Source organism: Pelagovum pacificum (genome assembly GCF_016134045.1).
Taxonomy (GTDB): domain Bacteria; phylum Pseudomonadota; class Alphaproteobacteria; order Rhodobacterales; family Rhodobacteraceae; genus Oceanicola; species Oceanicola pacificus_A.
The window spans coordinates 2,453,573-2,476,548 of record NZ_CP065915.1; the positions used below are offsets into that span (position 1 = coordinate 2,453,573).

Sequence of the window (22,976 nt, forward strand, 5' to 3'; positions counted from 1 at the left end):
TGGCCCGCTTCATGGCGAAGTCGGCGCATGGCGCAGACTCCGCTATCGGGTGACTGTTTAGACTGAAATTCGCCAGCTTCACTTCGCAAAGCGAATTTCAATTCAAAACCCGTCCTTGATGATCAGGTGGCTATGCCTGTGCGGTTCGCCTCTGCCGTGCTGGTGGACTTCCTGGACATCTTCAACCGGCACCAAGGACAGATGGCCGTGGCGGATTCCCCGTTCCGCAAAGAGGCCTTGCGCATAATCCTCCACATCCGCGACCTTGCCGCGCATCACCGTCACCTCCATCGCGTTGGTGTGGTCTAGCGGCACCGACAGGGCCGCGACGGCCTGGTCGTGACGGGAGTGGCGGGTGTGGGGGACCCGGCGCCCGAGGTCACGGGTGGAAAGGTCCAGGGCGTAACTGACGACCCCGATGCAGTCCGCGTCCTGCGGCGCGTCCCGGGTCAGGGCGCGGCGGAGAAGATCGCGGATCGCCTCGGACCGGTTGGTCGCGCCGGATTGCTCCATCCGCCGGTCCAGTTCGGCCAGCAGGTCGTCTTCGATCGCTATGGTAATCCGCTGCATGACCCTCTCCCTGCTGTCGCTCCAAACATCCGCGGACCGGAACCGGGGCGCAAGCAAGTCTGCGCTTTACACCACGAATAACCAAAGTATGAAATACGACTCAATAAATCATACGCCGAGGTTCCGCATGCTCCATCCGCTCTCCACCGCTGCCGTGGCCTTGTCCCTGATGATGCCGGCCCAAGTGGAGGCGCGTCCACTGGTACTTGCCATCGGCGGAGAGCCTGACGGCGGGTTCGATCCGATCATGGGTTGGGGGCATTACGGCAACCCGCTCTTCCAGTCGACACTGCTGCGCTACGATGCCGAGCTCAACCTGGTCGGGGATCTCGCGACGGACTGGAGCCTATCTGAAGACCGGCTCGTCTGGCGTGTGACCCTGCGAGACGATGCCATGTTCTCGGACGGGACGCCGCTGACGGCCGAGGATGTCGCTTTCACCTTCAACGCAGCCAGCGAAGCCGGCGGCCTGGCCGACCTCACCATATTGAAGGAAGCGCGCGCCCTGGACGACACCACGGTCGAACTGGAGCTGACCGAGCCGCGGATCACCTTCGTCTCGCGCCTCGCCACGCTCGGGATCGTGCCGGCGGAGACCTATGGCGACGGCTATGCCCGCCAGCCCGTCGGGTCGGGCCCGTTCCGGTTGATCGAGTGGCGCGAAGGAGAGCAACTTGTCGTCGAGCCGAACCCGCATTGGCATGGGGGCGAGATCGCCTTCGAGCGGGTCAGCTTCATCTTCGGCTCGGAAGAGGCCGGGCAGGCTCTGGCCCGCACCGGGGCCGCCGACCTCGTGGCCGTGCCGCCCTCGATGGCCGATGCGGCCCCATCGGGCATGGAGGTGCTTCACGTCGATACCGTGGACAACCGCGGCCTGGCCTTTCCGATGCTGCACGCGACGGGCGAGACGACGGCCGCGGGCACGCCGATCGGGAACGACGTGACAGCGGACCGGGCGATCCGGGTGGCGATCAACCAGGCGCTGGACCGCGACGCGCTGGTGGCGCTGGCCCTGAACGGGCACGGACGCCCGGCGATGGGTCCGGCAGACGGCCTGCCTTGGGACAACCCGGAGGCCGCGATCCCCGGCAACGACCCCGCCGCCGCGATGGCGACACTGGATGAGGCCGGATGGACGGACAGCGATGGCGACGGCATCCGCGAAAAGGATGGCAAGCCAGCGGCTTTCCAGGTGCTCTACCCTGCCGGCGACAGCACGCGGCAGGCGTTGGCACTGGGAGCGTCGGAACAGCTGCGCGAGATTGGCATCGACGCCCGGCCAACCGGCAGCAGCTGGGACGAGATCGGCGCCCTGATGCATAGCGAGGTCGTCGTGCTGGGCTGGGGCGCGCATGACCCGTCGGAGATCTACTACCTGCATCATGGCGACTACGCCGGGATCGACTACTACAACACCGGCCATTACTCGAATCCGGAGGTGGACGCGCGCCTTGAGGCTGCGGAAGCTGCGAACGGGGTCGAGGAGTCGCTTGCCGAATGGCAGGCCGCCGCTTGGGACGGCGAGACGGGGTTCGGTCCGAAGGGCGACGCGACGTGGGCCTGGATGGTGAACCTCGAACATTCCTACTGGGTGTCGGACTGCCTCGACGTCGGGCCATTGCAGGTTCACCCGCACGGACATGGCTTCCCGATCACTCATGATCTGCCGTCCTGGCGCTGGACCTGCGAATGAGGGCATGGCTTCCGGCCCTTCTGGCCGGACGCTTGGTCCGGCTGGCCTGGCTGCTGCCCCTGGCGGCGGTCGGGCTCTTCGTGCTGATCTCGCTTGCGCCCATCGACCCGGTTCAGGCCTATGTCGGCGGTCGCACCTCTCAGATCGGGCCGGAGCAACGCGACGCCATCGCCGCCGCTTGGGGGCTGGACCGGCCAGCGGCCGAGCGGTTTGCCAGCTGGCTCGGTCAGCTGGTGCGGGGTGATCTGGGCCAATCCATCACCTTCAACGCCCCGGTGATGCAGGTGATCGCAGCGAGACTGCCGGCGTCGATGGCCCTGGTCGGGCGCGCCTTTGCGCTGTCCTTCGTGCTGGGCACGCTGCTGGGGCTGACGGCGGGGGCAACGCGGGGGTGCTGGCCCGACCGGGTGATCCGGACCGTCGCCGTCGTGCTGGCCGCCAGCCCGGGCTTCTGGGTGGCGATCCTGCTGGTCGCGGTCTTCGCGGTCGGACTGGGTTGGCTACCCGCCTGCTGCGCGACACCGCCCGGGCAGCTGGCCTCCGAGGTCACTCTGGCGGATCGCTGGCGCCACATGGTGCTGCCGGTCGCGACCCTGTCGGTTGTCGGCGTCGCGCCGCTGGTACTCCACACCCGGCAGAGCCTGATCGCCTTCCTCGACAGCCCCGCGGCGCGGCACCTGTTCGCACACGGGGCGACGCCGGTTCGGCTGGCCTTCGGCCCCGGCCTGCGTCACGCGGCAGGGGTCGCGCTGACCCTGCACCTCGCCAGCGCGGGCGAGCTCTTCGGCGGCTCTGTCCTGGCCGAAGCCGTCTTCGCCTGGCCCGGTCTCGGGCAGGCGACCGTGCGCGCGGCGACAGGGGCGGATGCGCCGCTGCTGATGGGAATCGGACTGGCGACGTTGCTGTTCGTCTTCGCAGGCAACCTGCTGGCCGACATCGCCGCCCGGCTGGCCGACCCGCGACTGAGGCGCGTCTCATGAGCGACGCGAGCGAACTGACGCTCACGCTGCCCGGTCGCCGCCGGCATCCGCGGCGACGGGCGATGCGACACGGAATCGTCGCGCTGACGCTGCTGGTCGCGGTGCTGGCGGGCGGTGTTCTGCTGCCCGATGGCGCCTTGTCGATAAACGCGGGGTCACGGGCGCTGCCACCGCAGCCGTCCCACCCCGCGGGAACCGACATGCTGGGCCGCGACATCGCCGCGCGGACCCTCGCCGCCCTTGCGCAGAGCCTGCAGGTCGGGCTGCTGGCAGCGGGCGCCTCGACCCTAGTCGCCGTGGCCCTGGGGCTGGCCGCGACCTTCGGGCGCGTCGCCGATCACCTCGTCGGGGTGCTGACCGAACTCGCGCTCGGCCTGCCGCATTTCGTGCTCCTCATCATGATCGCCTTTGCCATGGGGGGCGGCACGACCGGAGTTGTCGTCGCCATCGCCCTGACCCATTGGCCGCGCCTGTCGCGGATCCTGCGACACGAGGCGCAGACCACCGCCGCCTCGGAGTACGTGATGATCTCCCGCGCGCTCGGGCGGTCGCAGCTCTGGGTGGCCCGGCACCACCTGGCGCCCCACCTGGTGCCGCAAATCATCGCCGGGTTCATCGTGATCTTCCCCCATGCGATCCTGCACGAGGCCGGGCTCAGCTTCATCGGCCTCGGGATCGAACCGCACCTTCCCTCGATCGGCGTGATGCTGTCCGAGAGCCTGGGAGAGATCATGGCCGGCCACTGGTGGGTCGCCGCCGCCCCCGGCCTTGGCCTGATGCTGATCGCCCTGGCCCTCGAGCGTTTCGGAGAGGCGCTGCGCCAGCTGTCCGAGCCGGCGGGAGGCATGACATGACCCTGAAGATTGAAGACCTGTCGGTGAGCTTTCCGACCGGCCTCGTGCTGGACGGGGTTTCGTTTTCGCTAGACCGCGGCGAAGTGGTCGGGATGACCGGCAGTTCCGGTGCGGGCAAGAGTATCGTCGCCGAGGCACTCGTCGGCGCGCTGCCACCCGACGCAATCCGGGCCGGCCGGATCACCGTCGACGGAGCCCCGCTTGTGCCCCGGACGATCGCGCTGGCCCCGCAGCGGCTGGACGCGCTGGACCCGCTGGCGCAGGTCGGCCGCCAGCTCGAACGTTTTGCGCGCCTTGCCGACCGATCAATGGATGTGCTGGCTGTGTTGGCAGGTGTCGGCCTGCCGGCAAGGACGGCGCGGCTCTATCCGCATGAACTGTCCGGCGGCATGGCGCGCCGGGTGCTGCTGGCCACTGCTCTTGCCACCGGCGCGGACTGGATCGTAGCCGACGAACCGACGGTCGGACTGGACGACGCGGCGTCGCGCCGGATCCTGTCCCTGCTTGCCGACCTTGCTGCCTCGGGGCACGGCGTGATCGTGATTTCGCACGACCTGATCGGGCTGGCGAAGATCGCGGCACGCGTCGTCATCCTGCGCCAGGGCCGGCACGTGGAAACCGCATCGGCGAGTGTCTTCACGGGTCCGGGCGCGGATCTGCGCGAAGAATTCTCCCGAGCTTTGTGGCAGGCCCAGCTTGCACCGGCATCACCATGCTGACGGCCCGTGCAGTCTCCAAGGCCTACGGCGACCGGCAGATTCTGACCGGAGTCGACCTCGACCTCGCCGAGGGCGACGTCGTCGGTCTCGGCGGGGCCTCGGGCTCAGGCAAGACGACTTTGGGGAAGGTTCTCGCCGCTCGGCTGGCGCCTGATCACGGCGATGTCCTGCTGGAGGGCGTCGAGGTCGCACCGGCAACGCCCGGACACCCGGCCCCCCTGCAATACGCCCCGCAATCCCCCGAGCTCGCAATAGATCCCCGATGGCCCGTGCGCAAAGTCCTCGCCAACGGGATGCCACCGGACCCCGAGGTCCTGGCGGCGCTGGGTATCCGGAACGTCTGGGCGGATCGCCTGCCCATGCAGCTATCCGGCGGCGAACTGGCTCGCGTCTCCCTGGCACGCCTGTTCCACCCTCACCTGCGGGTCCTGATCTGCGACGAGATCACCAGCCAGTTGGATGCGATCGAGCAGGATCTGCTTCTGCGAGCCCTGGTCGAACTCGCCGCCCGGAGACGGATCTCACTGCTTCTCATTTCGCACAGCAGCGCCCTGCGATCTCGGTTCTGTAGGAGAAGCATGGTGCTCGACCGGCGGGATGACAGTAAGTCCTGCGAATAGCAGCCCTGAGACCACAATGCCGCGAACGACGGCGTTCAGACTTCAGACCATTGCCGACGGTGGCGCGGCCCTACCATCGCTGCATCACCCGATCCCTATAGCGGTCGTCTGCGGCCGCGGGCAGCATCGATCATTTCGCTGGCGTCCGATTTGCAACCGAGGACTGCAATCCCGGTATCGCGACGCGCAGCGCCGAGAATTGTACTGGGATCGAAACCGATTGAAGGCATTGGGGCTGGCTGATGCGCAGGCACCACCCCACGCGTCCTCGCCTTCGCAAAGCCAACCCATTTGCCCGACACGAATGTCGCCATGGCATCCGCGAGGCGAAACCGATCGAGCTGCCTCCACACCCCCGGGGCAGGAAATACCCCGGGTGACCTGCCGTGCCGGGTAGAACGGCCCAAGGCCGGGCGCACGGAAAAAGTGTGGCCGGACGAACCCTTGACAACCTGGCGGTCGCTCCCCTTAACTTCGCCTTAAGTCCGGTAAGGACAGATTCTGGGAGGAATAAGATGACTAATGTACGACTGATGACGTCAGTCGCGGCGATGGCCCTTGGGCTCGGATCGGCGGCGACTGCGCAGACGACGATTGATTTTCTTCACGTCGAGAACAACCCGGAAACGGTGGCCCTTTGGGAGGAGATGGTCGCCGAGTACGAGGCTGAGAATCCCGACGTGACCGTGAACCTTGAGTTCCTCGAGAACGAGGCCTTCAAGGCAAAGCTGCCGTCGCTTCTGCAGTCCGACGAAGCACCCGACATCTTCTATTCGTGGGGCGGCGGGGTGCTCGACATCCAGCGCAACTCCGGCGCGCTGCGCCCGCTCACCGAAGAGATGCAGGCCAACGACGGCGAATGGCAGAGCACCTACAGCCAGGGCATCATCGACGGTCTCAGCTTCGACGGCGATATCTGGGCCGTGCCCTACCGGACCGGGGCCGTCGCCTTCTTCTACAACCGCGACCAGTTCGAAGAGGCCGGCGTCGACGGTGACGCGATCGAAACCTGGGACGACTTCCTGGGGGCGGTTCAGAGCCTCAAGGACGCGGGTCTGACGCCCCTCACCTGCGGGGGTGGCGACAAGTGGCCGCTGCACTTCTATTATTCCTACCTGATCATGCGGAATGGTGGTGCCGAGGTGATGGACGTCGCCAAATCCGGTGGTGACGGTGCCTTCGTCAACGACGCCTTCATCAAGGCCGGCCAGCAGATCCAGGAGCTGGGCGAGATGGAGCCTTGCCAGAACGGCTGGCAGGGTAGCCGCTGGCCGGAACCGCTCGGCGATTTCGCCGACGGCCGCGCCGCGATGATGCTGGGTTTCGAAGACACCAACATCGACCAGGTTTCGAACGCGACCGATGGTGAAGGCCTCGCGCAGGAGAACATCGGCCGCTTCCCGTTCCCCGCTGTCGAGGGCGGTGCAGGCAGCACGTCCGATACGTTCGGGGGTCTGAACGGCTGGGCCGTCACGGCGAATGCGCCTGACGAGGCCGTGGACTTCCTGCGTTGGTTCACCACCGCCGACAACCAGCGTCGCCTGGCCGAGACGACGGGTCTGATCCCGGTCGCGCTCGGCGCCGAGGACGGCGTGGTCGACCCGCTGGTGCGCGAAGCCGCGACGGCTCTGGGTGAATCCACCTATCACCAGAACTACCTCGACCAGGATCTCGGGCCGAACCTTGGCCGGACGGTCAACGACGTGACGGTCGAGCTCTGGGCCGGTGACATCTCGCCCGAAGATGCGGCGCAGACGCTTCAGGACACCTCTGACATGGAAAACATGCAGTAAGGTCCCTCAGGCCCGGCCGCCGCTCCGACAGCGGCGGCCGGGACACCCACCTTTGAGGCGTGTGGCGAGACGACCGAGGCGGATCCGCCGCCCAACCAAGGATCGGCAGTTTCATGGCAACGACGGAAGCATCTGCCCTCAGGGGCCGAGGCGGGCGCGGCTCCAACGGGGGCCGCTTCGGACTGTCGCGGCGGCAGATCACCTGGGCGAAATCGACCCTGCCGGTGCTGATCATCTTCCTGCCCCCGGGTCTCCTTCTTTTCACGATCTTCGTCATTCTGCCCATGGGCGAGGCAGCATGGTATTCGTTCTACAACTGGAACGGCTACGGTGAGCCGACCCAGTGGATCGGCACGCGCAACTACGAGTTCGTGTTCCAGAACAAGGTCTTCCTGACCGCACTCAAGAACAACGCCCTGATCATCGTGGTGTCGATCCTGGTGCAGATCCCGCTGGCGCTATGGCTGGCCAACATGCTGGCTCAGCGGATCAGGGGATCGCTGGTGTTCCGGCTGATCTTCTTCCTGCCTTACGTCCTCGCCGACGTTGCGGCGGGCCTGATCTGGCGCTTCGTCTACGATGGCGATTTCGGTATCGTCTCAAATACCTGGCAGGCCGTAGGCGGCGAGCCCTTCTACGCCCTGGCCGAGCGCGAATACGCGATCTGGGCCGTCCTTGCCGTGATCGTGTGGAAGTACTTCGGCTTTCACATGATGCTCTTCATCGCGGGCCTTCAGGCCATCGACAAGGAGATCATGGAGGCCGCCGAGGTCGACGGTGCGACCGGTGCGCAGAAGTTCTTCCGCATAACCCTGCCCCTGCTTGCCTCGACCGTACGGTTGTCGGTCTTCTTCTCGATCATCGGTTCGCTGCAACTCTTCGACCTGATCATGCCACTGACCGGCGGGGGTCCGAGCAACTCGACGCACACGATGGTCACCTACCTCTACCAGTACGGGGTCGTGCGGCTTCAGATCGGGTTCGGCAGCGCGGTCGGGGTGGTTCTGTTCCTGATCTCGGTCACGCTGGCCTTCACCTACAGATGGATCTTCATGCGCAATGACTGACGCGACCTCCGGAGGGATGCGCCCGAACCTGGCGCGGCAATCCTACATCTACGCCTCGCTCCTGTTCGTCGCGGCGATCGTCGTGATCCCGCTGGCGATGACCGCGCTTGGCGGGTTCAAGACGCTGGGCGAGCTGCGCACCAACGCCTTCGGCCTGCCGCAGGAATGGCAGTGGTCGAACTACGTCGATATCATTTTCAGCCAGCGCTACTGGCTACAGATGTGGAACTCGCTCGTCATTGCCGGGATCACCGTGGGGCTCACCCTGCTGGTGGGGTCGATGGCGGCTTTCGTCTTTGCCCACGTGCATTTCTTCGGCTCGAAGTACCTGCTGGCCTACTTCCTGCTGGGCCTCATGTTCCCCGCCGCCACCGCGATCCTGCCGCTGTTCATCCGCATCCGTGACCTCGGCCTGATCGACACCTACTGGGGCGTGGCGCTGCCGCAGGTGGCTTTCGGGCTCGGCCTGTCGATCCTGCTGCTGCGCAACTACTTCCGGGGCATGCCGAAAGAGCTGTTCGACGCCGCCTTCGTCGACGGCTGCGGCTACGTGCGCTTCTTCTGGCGGATCACGCTGCCGCTGTCCCGTCCCATCCTGGCGACCGTGGGGATCATCACCTTCGTGATGAGCTGGAACAGCTACATCCTGCCGCTGATCCTGCTGAACTCGGAAGAGATGTATCCCTGGCCGCTTGGCATGATGGTTTATCGGGGCGAGTTTGCGACCGACTGGCAGTTGGTGCTGGCCTTCATCACGCTGACGATCCTGCCGACCGTCATCGCCTTCTTCGCGGCGCAGCGACACATCATCGCCGGCCTGACAGCGGGCGCCGTCAAGAGCTGAGCGCGGGTCCTGCCCGTGCGCCCCTAAAACGCCCCGCCGATGACCCTGGAGGAGATACTCGACCTGATGATCCGTCTTCCGGGTCTGGACCACCGGGATCATCCGGCCCTGCGCAACAGGCGGCCCCGGCCCGAGGTCAGCCCCACCGCCTTCTGGGTTCCGGTCGAGGTCACGGGGGCTCGGGCCGCATTGCTGGTAGGCCCCGACGAGGCCGGCGTCATCGAATTTGTCGGTGGCCGATCCCGAGATCCAGACCGGAACCCCGACCCTGCGTTGGGCGGATGTCCGGGAGGAGGCCTTGGCCTGGTGCCGCCGTGCCGCCGCGTCGGACGAGGCGCTGCGGCTGGTCGACCAGCGGGAGGACGTACGGCGCCTGCTCGACCTGCGTGTGCCCGGTTCGCCCCGGTTGATGACCTTCGGGCACAGCTTTCCCGAGGGCGAGTGGACCGAAGCGACGCTCGCGATCCACGTCATTCTGTATGATATCGAGCCCGACGATGCGGCAGGATACATTGACTGACCCGCCGGCGTGACTGGCGATCAGACGCTGATCCGCTCTCCCGTGTCGCGGTCGAAAACGTGCACGAGGTCGGGCGTGATGCTCACCGTCATCTGACCTTCCCGCCGCATGTCGCTGACGCCACTGACCGCCACGGTGATGTGAGGCCCCTGCCCCAGGTCGAGGTTGTAGAACGTCAGCCCGCCCGTCGGCTCCACGTAGTCGATCGAGCCGGTAAGCGTGTTTTCCGTACCGTCGAGCGCAAGATGCTCGGGCCGCAGGCCGACGGTGACAGCAAGACCCTCCCGAACCTCGCCGTCCGGCTGCCAGTCCAGCTCGGTTCCGTCCGCCAGGCGGACGCGGAGCGCCCCGTCCCGACGCACCACCTCTCCGTCCAGCATGTTCATGCCAGGCGATCCGATGAAGGCGGCGACGAAGAGGTTCACGGGACGCATGTAGAGGTCCATCGGCGTGCCGACCTGCTGGATCACGCCGCCGTTCAGCACCACCACGCGGTCGGCCAGAGTCATTGCCTCGATCTGGTCGTGGGTCACATAGATCGAGGTCGTGCCGACCTTCTTGTGCAGGGTCTTGATCTCGCCCCTCATCTGTACCCGCAACTTGGCGTCGAGGTTCGACAGGGGTTCGTCGAACAGGAAAACCGACGGGTTGCGCACGATGGCGCGGCCCATCGCCACCCGCTGCCGCTGCCCGCCCGACAGCTGGGAGGGCTTGCGCTCCAGCATGTCCTCAAGCTCGAGCATCCGCGCCGCCTCGTCCACGCGCCGCGCGATCTCGTCTTTCGGAACCTTCGAGAGCTCGAGGTTGAAGCTGAGGTTCTTGGCCACGCTCATATGCGGGTAGAGCGCGTAGGACTGGAACACCATCGCGATATTGCGCTCGCGCGGGGTGAGGTCGTTCACGATCCGGTCGCCGATCTCGATGTCGCCGGACGTGATCTCCTCCAGCCCCGCGATCATCCGCAGGAGGGTGGACTTGCCACAGCCCGACGGCCCGACGAGCGCCAGGAACTCCCCCTCCTCGACGGTAAGGTCGATCCCCTTGATGACCTTTACCGCACCGTAATTCTTCTCGATCCCGCTCAGGCTGACGGATGCCATGCCCTACCTCCCTCGACTGCTCCGGCGCCACCATATCGGTCCGGCAGGCATGAGCAATCTTTGTCTGCCAAAGCCGCACGAAGCCATGACATCACCCTCGCGTTCAGGATGAGCAAAACGTGTAATCTCCGTAACTCCGGTAGAGGCCGGAGATTGGTCCTCCGTTCGAAATCTCGAATCTCATGATCGAGGCTCGCGCCCCCGGCGCCGATATGGAATTGCAGTGCCGAGCAACCCCGGAGACGCTGTCGCTTGTCCCGGGGCCGCAGGAAGCTGCAATGCGGGGGTCAGGGCAAACCAATGCTAATCAGAGTTGGAGACCAGCGGACGGAGAGGATCGACGTCACTCTGGCGGGCATCCTGTCGTTCATCGCCGGGGCACTCAACGCCGTCGGCTTCCTGATCGCAGGTTCGTTCACGGCCAACATGACCGGCAACGTCTCCGCCTTCGCGGACGAGCTGGCAGAGGGTGCAATCAGGACTGCTCTGTCCTTCGGCGGGCTGATCGTTGCATTTATCTTCGGCGCCGCGCTTGCCGCTGGCGCCATCCAGTACGGCGAACGGCGCAAACTTCGGTCGATCTACGCCGTGGCAATTCTTGTCGAAGGCGTGATCCTGCTCGGGATCGGAGCCGCGTTGCTCCGCTGGTCCTCGACCGGCGACGGCCCCCTGATGTTGGCGCTCAGCTTCGTCATGGGCCTTCAGAACGCCGCCACTACCCTGATCTCGCAATCACGGGTCCGCACCACGCACGTGTCAGGCATGGCAACGGATATCGGTATCGAACTCGTCGCCCTTGCCGGGACCGACGAGGTGAGGTCCCAAGCGGTTCCGAAGCTGAGGTTGCACAGCGTGACGCTTGCGTCGTTCGCGGTCGGCGGACTGGTCGGGGCCCTGCTCTTCGGCATCATAGGTTTCTGGCTATTCATCGCAGCGGCGATCAGCCTGTTTGCCCTGGCCGCGCCGCAAGCACTCGGCGCGCGGCAACCGGATGACTTGTAACCTGGCGCGGACAATCTCTTCGCTGCCGTCACCGGCATGTCCAGAACAATAATATGTGGCAGGGTGCGCGGCAGCAGGGTGGCGGAACCTGCTTGTTAATGGAGGCGAGTACCGGAATCGAACCGGTGTACACGGATTTGCAATCCGCTGCGTCACCACTCCGCCAACTCGCCAGAGTGGCCGTTTTCCTAGTCGCGACCGAAGCGCTCTGCAAGGGGGGATCCGCACATTGCGCCGAAAATCCGGGCAGATGGCTGATCGGGCCGGGGCATGACGATGCGGCACGCGGCGACACCGGCAGCCCTTTCAGGCAAGGGTCCGGGGCCGAAACCGGAGGCGATCGCCGAACAACTGATCAAGAAGTGTCTTGGATGCGTTGCCGGACCACGAATAGTGTGGCAAGACCGGATTGCCGAGGATTCTGAACGGAAGAGTTTAGTAAATGGCTGACTACAATGCCCGCCGCATCGTCATGGTCGACACGCAGGTCCGTCCCTCCGACGTGACGAAGTTCCCGATCATCGACGCCATGTTGTCCGTGCCGCGCGAATCCTACGTGCCCGACGACAAGCGCGAGGCCGCCTACGTGGGCGAGAACCTCTCCCTTGGCGGAGGCCGCGTGATCCTGGATCCGCGCACCTTCTCCAAGATGCTCGACGCGCTGAACATCCAGCCGACCGACATCGTCCTCGATCTCGGCTGCGGGCTCGGCTACTCGACCGCCGTCATCGCCCGCCTCGCCGAGTTCGTGGCCGGCGTGGAAGAGGACGAGGACCGCGTCGACGAAGCACAGGCCAAGCTCAGTGCGGAAGGTGTCGACAACGCCGCCGTCCTGCACGGCCCCCTCGCCGAGGGCGCGGCCAAGAGCGGCCCCTATGACGTCATCATCTGTGAAGGCGCCGTCGAGACGGTGCCGCAGGCCGTCCTCGACCAGCTGAAGGATGGCGGGCGCATCGCCGCGATCTTCTCGGAAGGTGCGCTCGGCACCGTGCGGCTCGGCTACAATGTCGATGGCCGCGTGACGTGGCGCTACATGTTCAACGCCGCCGCACCCGTCCTGGGCGGCTTCGAGGCGGCACCGGCCTTCGCACTCTGACAACCAAGATACGGGCAGCTGGAGAGCACCGATGAAGAAGTTGACCGCGACACTCCGGGGGATCGCCGTCGGTGCCCTGCTCGCCGGCTCCGCGATCCAGGCCTCGGCCGAAACGCTCGCCGACACGCTCGTCAGCGCCTACGAGAACTCCGGCCTGCTCGACCAGAACCGCGCCCTTCTGCGCGCCGCGGACGAGGACGTCGCAACGGCGGCGGCCGCGCTGGCCCCGATCCTGAGCTGGACCGCCAGCGCCAACGTCACCGACCCGCGCGGTGTCGACACGATCACCACCAGCGTCGGCGTGAACATGCAGCTGCTGGTCTATGATTTCGGGGCGTCCCAGCTCGCCATCGAGGCGCAGAAGGAAGTCGTTCTCGCCACCCGGCAGAGCCTGATCGACGTCGAGCAGCAGATCCTGCTGCGCGCCGTGACCGCGCACCTGAACATCCGCCGTGCCGCGGAGTTCGTCGCGCTGCGCGAAAGCAACGTGCGGGTCATCACGCAGGAACTCCGCGCCTCCGAGGACCGCTTCGAAGTGGGCGAGATCACCCGCACCGACGTGTCGCTCGCCGAATCCGCGCTCGCCGCCGCGCGCAGCGAACTCGCCGCCGCGCAGGGTGACCTGCGCCAGGCGATAGAGGAATATCGCGCCGCCGTCGGCCGCGCCCCCGGCAACCTGCAGCCCGTGTCCCCTGCCCCGCTGCAATACGGCATGGACGAAGCGAAGGCCTTCGCCGTTCGCAACCATCCGACCGCGATTGCCGCCCAGCACAACGTGACGGCGGCGGAGCTGAATATCCGCCGGGCCGAAGCCTCCTACCGGCCGACGGTCACGCTGAACGGCGGGCTCAACTACGACAATGACTTCAACCGGACCGAGCAGTTCGGCCTGTCGATCGGCGGCCCGATCAGCCAGGGCGGCGCGCTGGCCAGCAACGTCCGTCGCGCGATGGCCAACCGGGATGCGCAGCGCTCGGGCCTCTACGTCACCAAGACCAACATCGAGCAGCAGGTCGGCAACGCCTATGCCCTGCTCGCGGTCGCCCGTGCCAGCCTCGACGCCTCCAACCGGCAGATCAGTTCGGCCCGTGTTGCCTTCCAGGGCGTGCGGGAAGAGGCGACCCTCGGCGCGCGAACCACGCTCGACGTTCTGAACGCGGAGCAGGACCTGCTGAACGCCGAGGCGGCGCAGGTTTCCGCCCGCATCGACGAGGTGCTCGCGACCTACCAGGTGTTGAGCTCGATGGGCCTTCTGACCGCGCAGAATCTGAACCTCGGCGTGCAAAGCTATGACCCGGCGGCCTACTACAACCTCGTTCAGGATGCGCCGCTGGCACTGTCCGACCGGGGCCGGGCGCTCGACCGCGTGCTGCGTGCAATAGGCGACTGACCGGTTCGGCGGCGCAAGTCTCCGCAATAGCGCGAACAATTTGTTGGTATTTGTCCTATCGGTTGTTTGGTGACCGGTCTGGGGATAGACTGGTGGTCGAGGCTAAAAGCAGGAATCGCATGTCGGACCCGTTGACCAACGTGGAGATCGAGGATGTTCTGGCATCCATTCGCAGGCTCGTGTCCGCAGGGGAACCGGCAAACCCGCCTGCCCGACGCGATCCGCCGCGCGATCGGCTCGTTCTGACCCCTGCCCTGCGCGTCCATGACGATGCGCCGCCGGCACGCACGACCGCCCTGCCCGCCAATTCCGACACCCCTGCCCGCGACAAGGTCGAGGTGGCGCCGCCCGCCGCGATCAACCTCGCCGCGTTCGAGGTTCGCGACGAGCTGGAGCCGGACGAGGACCTGATCCAGGGTGATGAGTCGCAGGAGGAGGACGACCTCCTCTTCCTCCAGGACGAGGAAGAGCTGAACGCCGAACATCCTTCCGTAGACGAAGACACCTACGAGGAAGAGATCGTCGACAAGGTGGCGGCCGAACCGCACGACCGGAAAGAGGACACCGGGGACGATGTCTCCGCGATGCTCGCCGGTGTCATGGCGGCCAGCGCAGCCCATGCCGCCGACCATCCGGCACCCGCGAAGGCGGAGCTCAGCGCAGCTGAACGCGCCCTGCTGGGCGACCCGGACGAGGCCGCCCGGCCCACCGACGGACGCCCCGTGCGCACGATCGAGCCGGGCGAAGACCTCGACAGCGATGGTGAGGACGACCGCCTCCGCGCACGGCTGCGGGACATGGTGGCAAGCCCCGCCGAGACGCAGCCCGCGGACAAGGTCGCCAAGGCTAAGGCCCCACTCACCGAGGCTACCGTCGCCAGGACACCGGCTGCTGCAGAGAAATCGCCCGCCCCCGCAGCGCCTGTTCAACAGGCGACTCCCCCCGCCGCGCCGATGTCCGATGACTCGCCGGTGTCGCGGGACTCCATCCGCAAGCGGATCGAAGCCACGATCGCGGAGCTCGAGGCGGCCGTGTCCTCCTCCTCCGAGGATTTCGAACCCGACGGGAGCGAGACGCCCGCTCAGGCCTCCTTCGCGAGCCGCCAGAAAAGCCGTCTGCACCTCGTCGTGACCGGCACCGATGAACCGGCACCGACCGTCTCCGCACCCGTCGCCCCACGCGAGCCGGAGGACGAGACCGAGGAACCGGTGTTCGAAAGCGGACGCGTGTCGGCTTACGAGCAGGAGTATGACGAGGTTGAGGACGTGGAGCCCGAGGGCGCACCTGTGTCCGGTTTCCGACAGTCGCTCGGCAGGCTGCACATCGCCGACTTCGAACATGGCGAAAAGACCGAGAGCCAGCGGGCCAACCCGTCCGAGAACGTCGCCGCCTACCCCGACCTCGACGACGATCCGCAGCTTGCCGACTATCTCGACGGCGGCGCCCTTATCGACGAGGAGATGCTGCGCGACATGGTCGGCCAGATCGTGCGGGAAGAGCTTCAGGGCGTTCTCGGAGAGCGGATCACCCGCAACGTGCGCAAGCTCGTGCGGCGCGAAATCCACCGCATCCTGAACTCGCAGGACTTCGAATAACCCTTCGGGGTGGCCGGAGACGGCCCTGCGACGGAACCTGTACTCCGGCCGCGGTTCGTCCGCCAGCGCCATGGGGCCACACGACGTCGACGGAACCGAACCGCTGCACGCCACAACCGCAGCGCGCGCGAACGTTTCTCATAGGTGCATGTCAGGTGAATTGATACAGATCAATTTGCGCGACGATGAACGCCGCTTAAGCGCTAAGTCCCTATATCGTATGTAGCAATTGCTGTCGCTTTCAGGACCGCGAACAGCTCTTGCCCCTGCGTAAGCTTCATCGCATCCGCCGAACGCCGCGTGACCCGGGCAAGAAGGCGGTCCCGGCCTGCCGCCAGTCCGACGGCGACACCGGGTCCGCGTCCCGTCGTCAGCGCCGTGATCGTCACCGGCAGGATGTTCAACGCGCTCAGCCCCTGTGGTCGTTCGAGGGCAAGGATCACGTCCTGCGCCGGGACCCGCAGCCGCACCCGGTCACCCGGCGCGCCGAGCCGCCCCGGCAGGATCAACTGCCCCGCGTCGATCGTGAGCGTCGTCAGACCGTCCGCCTCGTCATAGGCCAGCACCGTCGCGAACAGCAGCGCCCCCGCGTCGCGCACCCCGACAAGAGGAACCGCGTCGGGATCGCCGAGCACCTCCATCGTCGGACCGGCACGCGTGACGCGGCCGTTCTCCATCAGGACCATCGTCGTCGCGAGGCGCGCCACTTCGCTGACATCGTGGCTGATGTAGAGGATCGGCACGCGGGCGACGTCCCGCAGCCGCTCCAGCCAGGGCAGGATCTCCGCCTTGCGCGGCGCATCCAGGGCGGAGAGCGGCTCATCCAGGATCAGAAGCTCGGCGCCCGACATCAGCGCCCGGCCAAGCGCGACGCGCTGGCGCTCACCGCCTGAAAGGTCCGCCGGATACCTGTCCAGTAACGGACGCAGGCCCAGCATCTCGATCACGTCTGCCTCGTCACGTGTTCCGCCGTAGCGCAGGTTGGCAAGAACAGCCATGTGCGGAAACAGACGCGCGTCCTGAAAGACGTAGCCGACCCTGCGCTTTCGCGCCGGCAGGTTGATGGAAGGCCCGAACAGCTCCCGACCACCGACCGTTATCCGACCGGTGTCCGGTTTCAGCAGTCCCGCCACCGCGCGCGCGACGCTGGTCTTGCCGGCCCCCGACGGACCGAACAGCGCCGTGACGCCGGCCGGGGCCGTAAAGGTCGGCGACAGGGTGAAATCGCCCAGTGTTCTGGTGAAGTCGATCTCGATCATCTGACGCGAACCCGGCGGGCCAGCCATTCCGACAGGCCGAGCGCGCCGAGCGCCAGAACGGCGGACGCGATGACGAGGCGCACGACCTCAGGCTCGCGGCCCGGCACCTGCAACAGCCCGTAGATGGCGGAGGGGATCGTCCGCGTCTCGCCGGGGATGGACGAGACAAAGGTGATCGTCGCCCCGAATTCGCCCATCGCCTTGGCGAACCCCAGGACCGCGCCAGCCAGAACACCGGGCAGGATCAGCGGCAGCGTCACCGTGAAGAAGATGCGTATTCGCGACGCGCCGAGTGTCGCGGCGGCTTCCTCCAGCCCCGGATCGACGGCGTCGATAGCGAGCCGGATCGCCCGGACGACGAGCGGAAAGCCCATGATCCCCGCCGCGAGCGCCGCCCCGGTCCAGCGGAAGGCGAGCACGATGCCGAACGTCTCTTCCAGCCAGCCACCAAGCGCGCCACGCCGCCCGAACAGGACAAGCAGAAGGTATCCGGTCACCACCGGCGGCAGGACCAGCGGCAAATGCACCAGCCCGTTGAGCAACCCCCGCCCCGGAAAGCGCCCCCGCGCCAGCAGCAGCGCCATCGCGATGCCCAGAGGGACGGAGACGACGGTCGCCCAGAGTGAGACTTTCAGCGACAGGAAGATCGCCGACCAGCCCTCCGGGCCGAACAGCTCACTCATCTACGGGAAGGAAGCCCGCGTCGGGGAACGCCGGGTGGCTGGCGACCGCGTCGAGGAACTCCGCCGCGCCGGGCGCGTCGTTGCCGGCAATCAGCGCGCCGACGTAGAGGATTTGCGGGTGGCTGTCCTCGGGCAGGTCCGCGACCACGGACACCCCCGGCTCCGCCGCCGCGTCGGTCGCGTAGACGAGGCCGAGCGGCGCTTCGCCCCGCGCGACGAGCGCGAGCGCGGCGCGCACGTTCTCCGCTTCCGCGAGCCGGGTCGAGACTTCGTCCCAGAGGCCGAGCCCCTCGAGCGCGGCCTTGCCGTAGATGCCCGCCGGCACCGACTCGACAAGGCCGATCGCCAGTCGGCCGTCACCGAGCGCGACGTCCAACCCTTCGTCGGTCAGCTCGACGGTGCCCGCGCCAGCCGGTGCGACCAGCACGATACGGTTGGAAAACAGCAGCCTCGGCTCTGTCACGAGACCGCGCCCGTCGAGCCAGTCCATCCAGTCGGTGTTGGCGAGCAGAACGACATCTGCGGGGGCGCCCTGGTCGATCTGGCGAGCGATCGCACCGCTTCCGGCATAGGCGATTGCCACGTCGTCACGTTCCGCGGCGACCTCATCGAGAGGGCCTGCGAGGCTGGCGGCGGCGAATATCGTCAGGGGCTCCGCCGGCAGTGGCGTTGCGAACATCAGAATCGGAAACAGCCAGCGAAACATGAACAGAGTATTTCGCGTCCGATTTCGGATGGCAACGCACTGGCACGAAAGGAATCCCGCTGCTACCAAAGGTAGAACGACCATTATCGCCACAGGTCCCCACCTCTTGTTCGTCTATCGCCTGATCCTTTCCATCGCGTTGCCGTTCCTCGCGATCTCCGCCCTGTTCCGCTGGCTCAGCGGAAAGGAAGACCGCAACGCGTTCCGTGACAGGCTGTTCGGCGCTCCGGTGCCGACCGGCGCGATCTGGATTCACGGCGCCTCCGTCGGAGAGCTGACGTCGGCGCGCAAGCTCATCATGGCGATCCTGAAGGATCGAGAGGCGCGCATCATCGTCACCACCAACACGGTGACCGGCCGCGACATGGTCGAATCGTGGAAGCTGCCCCGCGTCCGGGCGCGCATCGCGCCGATCGACGCGCGGGACACGCTGACGCCGATGATCTCGCGTGCCGCCGCGCTCGTCGTGCTGGAGAACGAGATCTGGCCGAACCGTATCGCGCTGGCCCACAAGGCCGGGATCCCGGTTCTGATGATCGGCGCCCGCATGTCCGAGCTCAGCTTCCAGCGCTGGAAGAACAGGCCCAACCTGATGCGCAGCCTGCTGGAGCCGGTGACGCTGCTGGTGCCGCAGGACAGCGAGAGCGGGGACCGGTTCCGGCAGCTCGGAGCACCGGCACGCGCGATGGCCGCGCCGGTGCAGCTGAAGTCGCTCTACCGGCCCGAGGGGCAGACGGATGATCGGCTGTCTTTCTCGCGGGCGCATACGGTGCTCGCCGCCTCGACCCACGAGGGGGAGGAGAACATCGTCTTCGAGGCCTTCAACCGCGCCCGCAAGTCCGAACCGAAGTTGCGGCTGATCCTCGCCCCCCGCCACCCCGAGCGGGCCGGCGACATCGCCCGCCGTGCGGCGCGGCTGGGGCTGCAGGCCGCCCTGCGCTCCACCAGCGGGCCGCCACAGAAACCGGTCTATATCGCGGACACGATGGGCGAGCTGGAGCTGTTCTACGGCATGGCCGGGGTCGCCTTCGTCGGCGGGTCGCTCGTCGAGAAGGGCGGGCACACGCCCTACGAGCCCGCCGCGCTTGGCTGTGCCATCCTGCACGGCCCGCATGTCGCGAATTTCGGGTCGGAATATGCCGTGCTGGACAAGGCCGGCGGGGCGGAGCTGGTGACGGACGCAGAAAGCCTCGCCGCGGCCTGGCTGCGCCACCGTGACGGCTCTCCCATGCCCGCGATCGCGGCGAAGAAGCTGATGCCGGTCGAGACGGACGAAGTCTTCGGTCGCATCCTGTCGATTCTTACACCCAGGCAGACCTCCGCGCGACGAGGGCGCTGATCCCGTCGCGGACCAGCTCCGTCACCGGGGCGTTGCGGGGCGCGTCGCGCAGGGTCTCGGTCCAGTGCTCCTGCGGCGTGATCTCGCGCTGCGGGCCGATCCAGCGGAGCGCACGGAGCACGGACGCGGCGGCGGGCGGCAGGCGATCGGGAATCTCGGCGCCGACAAGCGTACCCCAGACGCCAGTCCAGAGCCGCCCGACCGACCACGGATTGTAGCCACCACCGCCGAGCACGACCATGCGCGGTGCGAGCGGGCGCAGCGCGGCGACCACTGCCCAGTGCGCGTTGTTGGACAGGGTCATCCGGCTTTGCGGGTCTTCGGCCACCGCGTCCGCCCCGCATTGCAGGACGATCGCATCCGGGCGGAAGTCGTCGACGACGGGCAGGATCAGCTGGTCGAGCACCATCGCCATGTCGTCATCCGTGCTCCCGGCAGGCATCGGCAGGTTCCAGACCTGCCCTGCCCCGCGATCGGTCAGCGCACCGGTGCGCGGCCAGCGCCCGGCCTCGTGGGTCGAGACGAGGCAGGTGTCGGGATCACTCGCAAAGGCCGCCTCAACCCCGTCGGGGTGATGGGCGTCGATGTCGACGTAAGCGACCCGGGTCGCGCCGTTGTCGCGCAGCGAGCGGATCGCGAAGACCGGGTCGTTGAGGTAGCAGAAGCCGTTCGCGCGGTCGGGCATCCCGTGGTGCGTGCCGCCGGCGGGGCTGTAGACCACCCCGCCCCGCGCGACGAGCTCTCCGGCGAGGAGCGAGCCGCCGACGGCCGTCGCAGGCCGGCGGTACATCTCGGGAAAGACCGGGTTCGACGGCGTGCCGAGCGCGTAGCGGGCGCGGGTCTCTGCCGTGACCAGTTGCGTGCGCTCGGCGTCCTGGAGCGCGGCGATGTAGTCGGGCCGGTGAAACCGCCAGAGCGCAGGCGGCTTGGCGCGCGGGCTTTGCACGAATGCGGACGGCGGCAGCCAGCCGAGCGCGCGGGCGAGGTCCTTGACCGTCGAGACGCGCGGGATGCGCAGCGGGTGCCAAGCCCCATAAGACGAGTGGCGGTAGATCTCGGAGCCGATGAACCGCGGGGCCGGCAGATCAGCCGGCAAGCGCCGCCTCCACGGCGGAGCGGATCGGCCGGGACATCGGGTTCACCGCGGAGGGCCAGTCCTGCAGGATCTCGCCGTCCGCGCCGATCAGCACCTTGTGGAAGTTCCATGTCGGGGTGACGCCGCGCCGTTCCAGCCAGTCGAACAGAGGATGCGCATCGTCACCGCGCACATGGGTGATCGTGCTCATCGGCATGTCGAGACCAAAGTTCATTGCACAGAAATCGCGCACTTCGCCGTCGCTGCCGAGCTCCTGCCGGAAATCGTCCGATGGTATGGCCAGCACGACGAGGCCGGCCTCCCGGTACTGCTCCCACAGCGCCTGAAGGTCGTCGTACTGCGGCGTGAAGGCACAGAGAGAGGCGGTATTGGCCAGAAGGATCGGCTGACCGGCATAATCGGAGAGCGCGATGCTGCCCCCATCGATCGAGTCGAAGCTGAACTGTCCGATCACGTCGCCGCCGGCGATCGCGGCCGGCGCGGCGGCCAAGGTGGCTGTCACCGTGGCAAGCGCGGCGAGGAAATTGCGGCGGGTAAAAGAAACCATTTGTCTGTTCCGGGAATACCGTTCCAATCTGGCCGAGAAACTAACGCCGCATGACCCCAAGGCAAGGAGCTCGATGACCATTCAAGCCCCGTTCCAGCGACCGCTTCGGCTTGCCGGGGCCCGCAAGGCCGAGGTGCGGACTCAGTTCGCGCTGCTTGGCTGGCGTCGGGTCGAGGGCAAGCTGAAGGTCTGCCTCGTCACGTCGCGCGGCTCGAAGCGATGGATCCTGCCCAAGGGCTGGCCGATGGGCCGCACGACGCCGTCGCGGGCGGCCGCGATCGAGGCGTGGGAGGAAGCCGGGCTGGAAGGCAAGGTGGAGGCGCAACCGCTCGGGCTCGTCTCCTACCAGAAGCGCTTCGGCAAGAGCGAGGTGCCCGTGATCGCGGTGGTTTACGCAATGGAAGTCACCCGCGTCGCCGACGACTACCCCGAGAAGGGACAGCGCAAGCGCAAGTGGTTCTCACCGAAGAAGGCCGCGTCGAAGCTGGACGACGCGGAACTGGCCCACATCGTCCGTCACTTCACCGTCTAGCGGTCCGTCCCTCAGGCAACGTCGAGGCCGAGCGCGTGAATGCGTCCGACGAGGTCGGGGCCGAGCGCCTTGTGGACGGCGCGGTGCCGCTCGACCCGGCCCATCGGCTTGAAGGCGTCCGCCTCGATCCTTACGTGCCAGTGACTTTCGCCACTGCCGTCGTCGCCGGCGTGGCCCGCGTGACGGGCGCTGTCATTCCTGACCTCGAGCACCGTCGGCTGAAACGCGCTCTCGAGCCGTTCACGAATCTGCTGTTCAAGTCTCATTTTTTCCTTTCCGCCCCTTTCCTCTCGTTCCCCATCGTCTAAACTCCCGCGTCCGACGAGAAAAGGATCGCACATGCCAAAGCCCGACCCCTTCGGATTCGATATGTCCGTCTCCGCTTCGAAAAAGAAGAACCCGCGAGGCCGCCGCGGCATGTCCGGGGCGATCGAAACCTCCACGCGTGTCTGCGATCACGATGGATGCGAGGAGCCGGGCAAGTACCGTGCTCCGAAAAGCCCTGACTCGCTCGATGATTTCTTCTGGTTCTGCAAGGACCACGTAAGAGAATACAACCTGAAGTGGAACTTCTTCGAGACCTCGAACGAGCAGGAATATCTCGACCAGGTTCAGCGTGACCGGGTCTGGGACCGCGAGACGAAGCCGTTCCGCCGTTCTGCCGAAGAACAGGCGTGGGCACGGCTCGGTATCGAGGACCCGCACCAGGTGCTGGGGGAGAACGCGACGCGCAACCCCGGCAAGGCCGCGACGGGCACCCGTCGCCTGCCCCCGACCGAGCGCAAGGCGATCGACATCCTCGACGCGCGGGACAACTGGACGAAATCCGAGATCCGCAAGGCCTACAAGGCACTTATCAAGGTGCTGCACCCCGACATGAACGGCGGTGACCGCAGCCACGAAGAGCAGCTCGCAGAAGTCGTGTGGGCGTGGGACCAGCTGAAGGCGTCCCGCTCCTTCAAGGACTGATC

Annotated in this window: 24 protein-coding genes and 1 tRNA gene; 16 read left to right on the forward strand and 9 right to left on the reverse strand. The window is 66.7% G+C overall.

Translation table 11 applies throughout. The annotated features are described in order from the left end of the window. Nucleotides 1–102 precede the first annotated feature (102 nt). Nucleotides 103–570, reverse strand: a complete 468-nt coding sequence (gene nikR, locus I8N54_RS12100; RefSeq protein WP_140197093.1) for a nickel-responsive transcriptional regulator NikR — start codon at nt 568–570, stop codon at nt 103–105. 127 nt (nt 571–697) lie between these two features. Between nikR and I8N54_RS12105 the strand changes: the two genes are divergently transcribed. From I8N54_RS12105 to I8N54_RS12145, 9 genes are all read left to right on the forward strand, one after another. Next, nucleotides 698–2,263: an ABC transporter substrate-binding protein gene (locus tag I8N54_RS12105; RefSeq protein WP_197097658.1), complete on the forward strand. Its 1,566-nt coding sequence runs from the start codon at nt 698–700 to the stop codon at nt 2,261–2,263. Next, the gene (locus tag I8N54_RS12110) at nt 2,260–3,243 is read left to right on the forward strand and encodes an ABC transporter permease (RefSeq protein ID WP_231592738.1); all 984 of its coding nucleotides are present in this window, start codon (nt 2,260–2,262) and stop codon (nt 3,241–3,243) included. Before I8N54_RS12105 ends, I8N54_RS12110 begins: the two co-directional genes overlap by 4 nt. Further along, nucleotides 3,240–4,097, forward strand: coding sequence for an ABC transporter permease (locus I8N54_RS12115; protein ID WP_231592739.1), 858 nt, complete (start codon nt 3,240–3,242; stop codon nt 4,095–4,097). The genes I8N54_RS12110 and I8N54_RS12115 overlap by 4 nt, the downstream gene beginning before the upstream one ends. Then, nucleotides 4,094–4,816 (forward strand): ATP-binding cassette domain-containing protein, encoded by a 723-nt coding sequence (locus I8N54_RS12120; protein ID WP_140197097.1) that lies wholly within the window; start codon nt 4,094–4,096, stop codon nt 4,814–4,816. The genes I8N54_RS12115 and I8N54_RS12120 overlap by 4 nt, the downstream gene beginning before the upstream one ends. After that, nucleotides 4,810–5,436 (forward strand): ATP-binding cassette domain-containing protein, encoded by a 627-nt coding sequence (locus I8N54_RS12125; RefSeq protein WP_140197099.1) that lies wholly within the window; start codon nt 4,810–4,812, stop codon nt 5,434–5,436. Before I8N54_RS12120 ends, I8N54_RS12125 begins: the two co-directional genes overlap by 7 nt. Before the next feature lie 515 nt (nt 5,437–5,951). Beyond that, the gene (locus tag I8N54_RS12130) at nt 5,952–7,229 is read left to right on the forward strand and encodes an extracellular solute-binding protein (RefSeq protein ID WP_197097659.1); all 1,278 of its coding nucleotides are present in this window, start codon (nt 5,952–5,954) and stop codon (nt 7,227–7,229) included. 113 nt (nt 7,230–7,342) lie between these two features. Next, a complete protein-coding gene (locus tag I8N54_RS12135) occupies nt 7,343–8,296 on the forward strand; it encodes a carbohydrate ABC transporter permease (RefSeq protein WP_140197101.1) in 954 nt (317 codons plus the stop codon). Continuing rightward, entirely contained in the window at nt 8,289–9,140 is an 852-nt protein-coding gene (locus tag I8N54_RS12140; protein WP_140197103.1) for a carbohydrate ABC transporter permease, read from the forward strand. Before I8N54_RS12135 ends, I8N54_RS12140 begins: the two co-directional genes overlap by 8 nt. Nucleotides 9,141–9,372: 232 nt before the next feature. Next, a complete protein-coding gene (locus tag I8N54_RS12145; RefSeq protein WP_140197105.1) occupies nt 9,373–9,660 on the forward strand; it encodes a hypothetical protein in 288 nt (95 codons plus the stop codon). A gap of 20 nt (nt 9,661–9,680) precedes the next feature. Here I8N54_RS12145 and I8N54_RS12150 read toward each other — a convergent pair whose 3' ends face one another. Next, nucleotides 9,681–10,760, reverse strand: a complete 1,080-nt coding sequence (locus I8N54_RS12150) for an ABC transporter ATP-binding protein (protein WP_140197107.1) — start codon at nt 10,758–10,760, stop codon at nt 9,681–9,683. Between the two features lie 300 nt (nt 10,761–11,060). On the opposite strand from I8N54_RS12150, the gene I8N54_RS12155 reads away from it, so the two are divergent. Then, nucleotides 11,061–11,762: a YoaK family protein gene (locus tag I8N54_RS12155; RefSeq protein WP_140197108.1), complete on the forward strand. Its 702-nt coding sequence runs from the start codon at nt 11,061–11,063 to the stop codon at nt 11,760–11,762. A gap of 99 nt (nt 11,763–11,861) precedes the next feature. Here I8N54_RS12155 and I8N54_RS12160 read toward each other — a convergent pair. Beyond that, nucleotides 11,862–11,935: transfer RNA gene (locus I8N54_RS12160), tRNA-Cys, on the reverse strand. Between the two features lie 269 nt (nt 11,936–12,204). Here I8N54_RS12160 and I8N54_RS12165 point away from each other — a divergent pair. From I8N54_RS12165 to I8N54_RS12175, 3 genes are all read left to right on the forward strand, one after another. Next, nucleotides 12,205–12,858, forward strand: coding sequence for a protein-L-isoaspartate O-methyltransferase family protein (locus I8N54_RS12165; protein ID WP_140197110.1), 654 nt, complete (start codon nt 12,205–12,207; stop codon nt 12,856–12,858). A 31-nt stretch (nt 12,859–12,889) separates the two neighbouring features. Further along, entirely contained in the window at nt 12,890–14,248 is a 1,359-nt protein-coding gene (locus tag I8N54_RS12170; RefSeq protein ID WP_140197112.1) for a TolC family outer membrane protein, read from the forward strand. Nucleotides 14,249–14,367: 119 nt separating this feature from the next. Next, the gene (locus tag I8N54_RS12175) at nt 14,368–15,843 is read left to right on the forward strand and encodes a hypothetical protein (RefSeq protein WP_140197114.1); all 1,476 of its coding nucleotides are present in this window, start codon (nt 14,368–14,370) and stop codon (nt 15,841–15,843) included. A 203-nt stretch (nt 15,844–16,046) separates the two neighbouring features. On the opposite strand, the gene modC is transcribed toward I8N54_RS12175, so the two are convergent. Genes modC through modA form a run of 3 tightly spaced genes read right to left on the reverse strand, consistent with a single transcriptional unit; the run spans nt 16,047 to nt 18,491 of the window. Beyond that, nucleotides 16,047–17,102 (reverse strand): molybdenum ABC transporter ATP-binding protein, encoded by a 1,056-nt coding sequence (gene modC / locus I8N54_RS12180; protein ID WP_140197116.1) that lies wholly within the window; start codon nt 17,100–17,102, stop codon nt 16,047–16,049. Further along, entirely contained in the window at nt 17,099–17,785 is a 687-nt protein-coding gene (modB, locus tag I8N54_RS12185; protein ID WP_140197118.1) for a molybdate ABC transporter permease subunit, read from the reverse strand. The genes modC and modB overlap by 4 nt, the downstream gene beginning before the upstream one ends. Then, complete coding sequence (gene modA, locus I8N54_RS12190) at nt 17,778–18,491, reverse strand: molybdate ABC transporter substrate-binding protein (RefSeq protein WP_140197120.1); 714 nt, start codon at nt 18,489–18,491, stop codon at nt 17,778–17,780. Before modA ends, modB begins: the two co-directional genes overlap by 8 nt. 106 nt (nt 18,492–18,597) lie before the next feature. On the opposite strand from modA, the gene I8N54_RS12195 reads away from it, so the two are divergent. Beyond that, a complete protein-coding gene (locus tag I8N54_RS12195) occupies nt 18,598–19,830 on the forward strand; it encodes a 3-deoxy-D-manno-octulosonic acid transferase (protein ID WP_197097660.1) in 1,233 nt (410 codons plus the stop codon). Here the strand turns inward: I8N54_RS12195 and I8N54_RS12200 are convergent. Continuing rightward, a complete protein-coding gene (locus tag I8N54_RS12200) occupies nt 19,793–20,926 on the reverse strand; it encodes an acetoin utilization protein AcuC (protein ID WP_231592740.1) in 1,134 nt (377 codons plus the stop codon). The two genes, I8N54_RS12195 and I8N54_RS12200, sit on opposite strands and share 38 nt — an antisense overlap. After that, the gene (locus I8N54_RS12205) at nt 20,916–21,473 is read right to left on the reverse strand and encodes a glutathione peroxidase (protein WP_140197124.1); all 558 of its coding nucleotides are present in this window, start codon (nt 21,471–21,473) and stop codon (nt 20,916–20,918) included. Before I8N54_RS12205 ends, I8N54_RS12200 begins: the two co-directional genes overlap by 11 nt. A 73-nt stretch (nt 21,474–21,546) precedes the next feature. Between I8N54_RS12205 and I8N54_RS12210 the strand changes: the two genes are divergently transcribed. Beyond that, nucleotides 21,547–22,005 (forward strand): NUDIX hydrolase, encoded by a 459-nt coding sequence (locus I8N54_RS12210; RefSeq protein ID WP_140197126.1) that lies wholly within the window; start codon nt 21,547–21,549, stop codon nt 22,003–22,005. An 11-nt stretch (nt 22,006–22,016) separates the two neighbouring features. On the opposite strand, the gene I8N54_RS12215 is transcribed toward I8N54_RS12210, so the two are convergent. Then, nucleotides 22,017–22,271, reverse strand: coding sequence for a BolA family protein (locus tag I8N54_RS12215; RefSeq protein WP_140197127.1), 255 nt, complete (start codon nt 22,269–22,271; stop codon nt 22,017–22,019). Nucleotides 22,272–22,344: 73 nt separating this feature from the next. Here I8N54_RS12215 and I8N54_RS12220 point away from each other — a divergent pair, with 73 nt between their 5' ends. Next, entirely contained in the window at nt 22,345–22,974 is a 630-nt protein-coding gene (locus tag I8N54_RS12220) for a J domain-containing protein (RefSeq protein ID WP_140197128.1), read from the forward strand. Nucleotides 22,975–22,976: the final 2 nt, after the last annotated feature.

Excerpts from the sequence above, each read along its gene's own strand:
- nikR (WP_140197093.1), bottom strand. The coding sequence starts at position 570 with ATGCAGCGGATTACCATAGCGATCGAAGACGACCTGCTGGCCGAACTG.
- I8N54_RS12105 (WP_197097658.1), top strand. The coding sequence starts at position 698 with ATGCTCCATCCGCTCTCCACCGCTGCCGTGGCCTTGTCCCTGATGATG.
- I8N54_RS12110 (WP_231592738.1), top strand. The coding sequence starts at position 2,260 with ATGAGGGCATGGCTTCCGGCCCTTCTGGCCGGACGCTTGGTCCGGCTG.
- I8N54_RS12115 (WP_231592739.1), top strand. The coding sequence starts at position 3,240 with ATGAGCGACGCGAGCGAACTGACGCTCACGCTGCCCGGTCGCCGCCGG.
- I8N54_RS12120 (WP_140197097.1), top strand. The coding sequence starts at position 4,094 with ATGACCCTGAAGATTGAAGACCTGTCGGTGAGCTTTCCGACCGGCCTC.
- I8N54_RS12125 (WP_140197099.1), top strand. The coding sequence starts at position 4,810 with ATGCTGACGGCCCGTGCAGTCTCCAAGGCCTACGGCGACCGGCAGATT.
- I8N54_RS12130 (WP_197097659.1), top strand. The coding sequence starts at position 5,952 with ATGACTAATGTACGACTGATGACGTCAGTCGCGGCGATGGCCCTTGGG.
- I8N54_RS12135 (WP_140197101.1), top strand. The coding sequence starts at position 7,343 with ATGGCAACGACGGAAGCATCTGCCCTCAGGGGCCGAGGCGGGCGCGGC.
- I8N54_RS12140 (WP_140197103.1), top strand. The coding sequence starts at position 8,289 with ATGACTGACGCGACCTCCGGAGGGATGCGCCCGAACCTGGCGCGGCAA.
- I8N54_RS12150 (WP_140197107.1), bottom strand. The coding sequence starts at position 10,760 with ATGGCATCCGTCAGCCTGAGCGGGATCGAGAAGAATTACGGTGCGGTA.
- I8N54_RS12155 (WP_140197108.1), top strand. The coding sequence starts at position 11,061 with ATGCTAATCAGAGTTGGAGACCAGCGGACGGAGAGGATCGACGTCACT.
- I8N54_RS12165 (WP_140197110.1), top strand. The coding sequence starts at position 12,205 with ATGGCTGACTACAATGCCCGCCGCATCGTCATGGTCGACACGCAGGTC.
- I8N54_RS12170 (WP_140197112.1), top strand. The coding sequence starts at position 12,890 with ATGAAGAAGTTGACCGCGACACTCCGGGGGATCGCCGTCGGTGCCCTG.
- I8N54_RS12175 (WP_140197114.1), top strand. The coding sequence starts at position 14,368 with ATGTCGGACCCGTTGACCAACGTGGAGATCGAGGATGTTCTGGCATCC.
- modC (WP_140197116.1), bottom strand. The coding sequence starts at position 17,102 with ATGATCGAGATCGACTTCACCAGAACACTGGGCGATTTCACCCTGTCG.
- modB (WP_140197118.1), bottom strand. The coding sequence starts at position 17,785 with ATGAGTGAGCTGTTCGGCCCGGAGGGCTGGTCGGCGATCTTCCTGTCG.
- modA (WP_140197120.1), bottom strand. The coding sequence starts at position 18,491 with ATGTTTCGCTGGCTGTTTCCGATTCTGATGTTCGCAACGCCACTGCCG.
- I8N54_RS12205 (WP_140197124.1), bottom strand. The coding sequence starts at position 21,473 with ATGGTTTCTTTTACCCGCCGCAATTTCCTCGCCGCGCTTGCCACGGTG.
- I8N54_RS12210 (WP_140197126.1), top strand. The coding sequence starts at position 21,547 with ATGACCATTCAAGCCCCGTTCCAGCGACCGCTTCGGCTTGCCGGGGCC.
- I8N54_RS12215 (WP_140197127.1), bottom strand. The coding sequence starts at position 22,271 with ATGAGACTTGAACAGCAGATTCGTGAACGGCTCGAGAGCGCGTTTCAG.
- I8N54_RS12220 (WP_140197128.1), top strand. The coding sequence starts at position 22,345 with ATGCCAAAGCCCGACCCCTTCGGATTCGATATGTCCGTCTCCGCTTCG.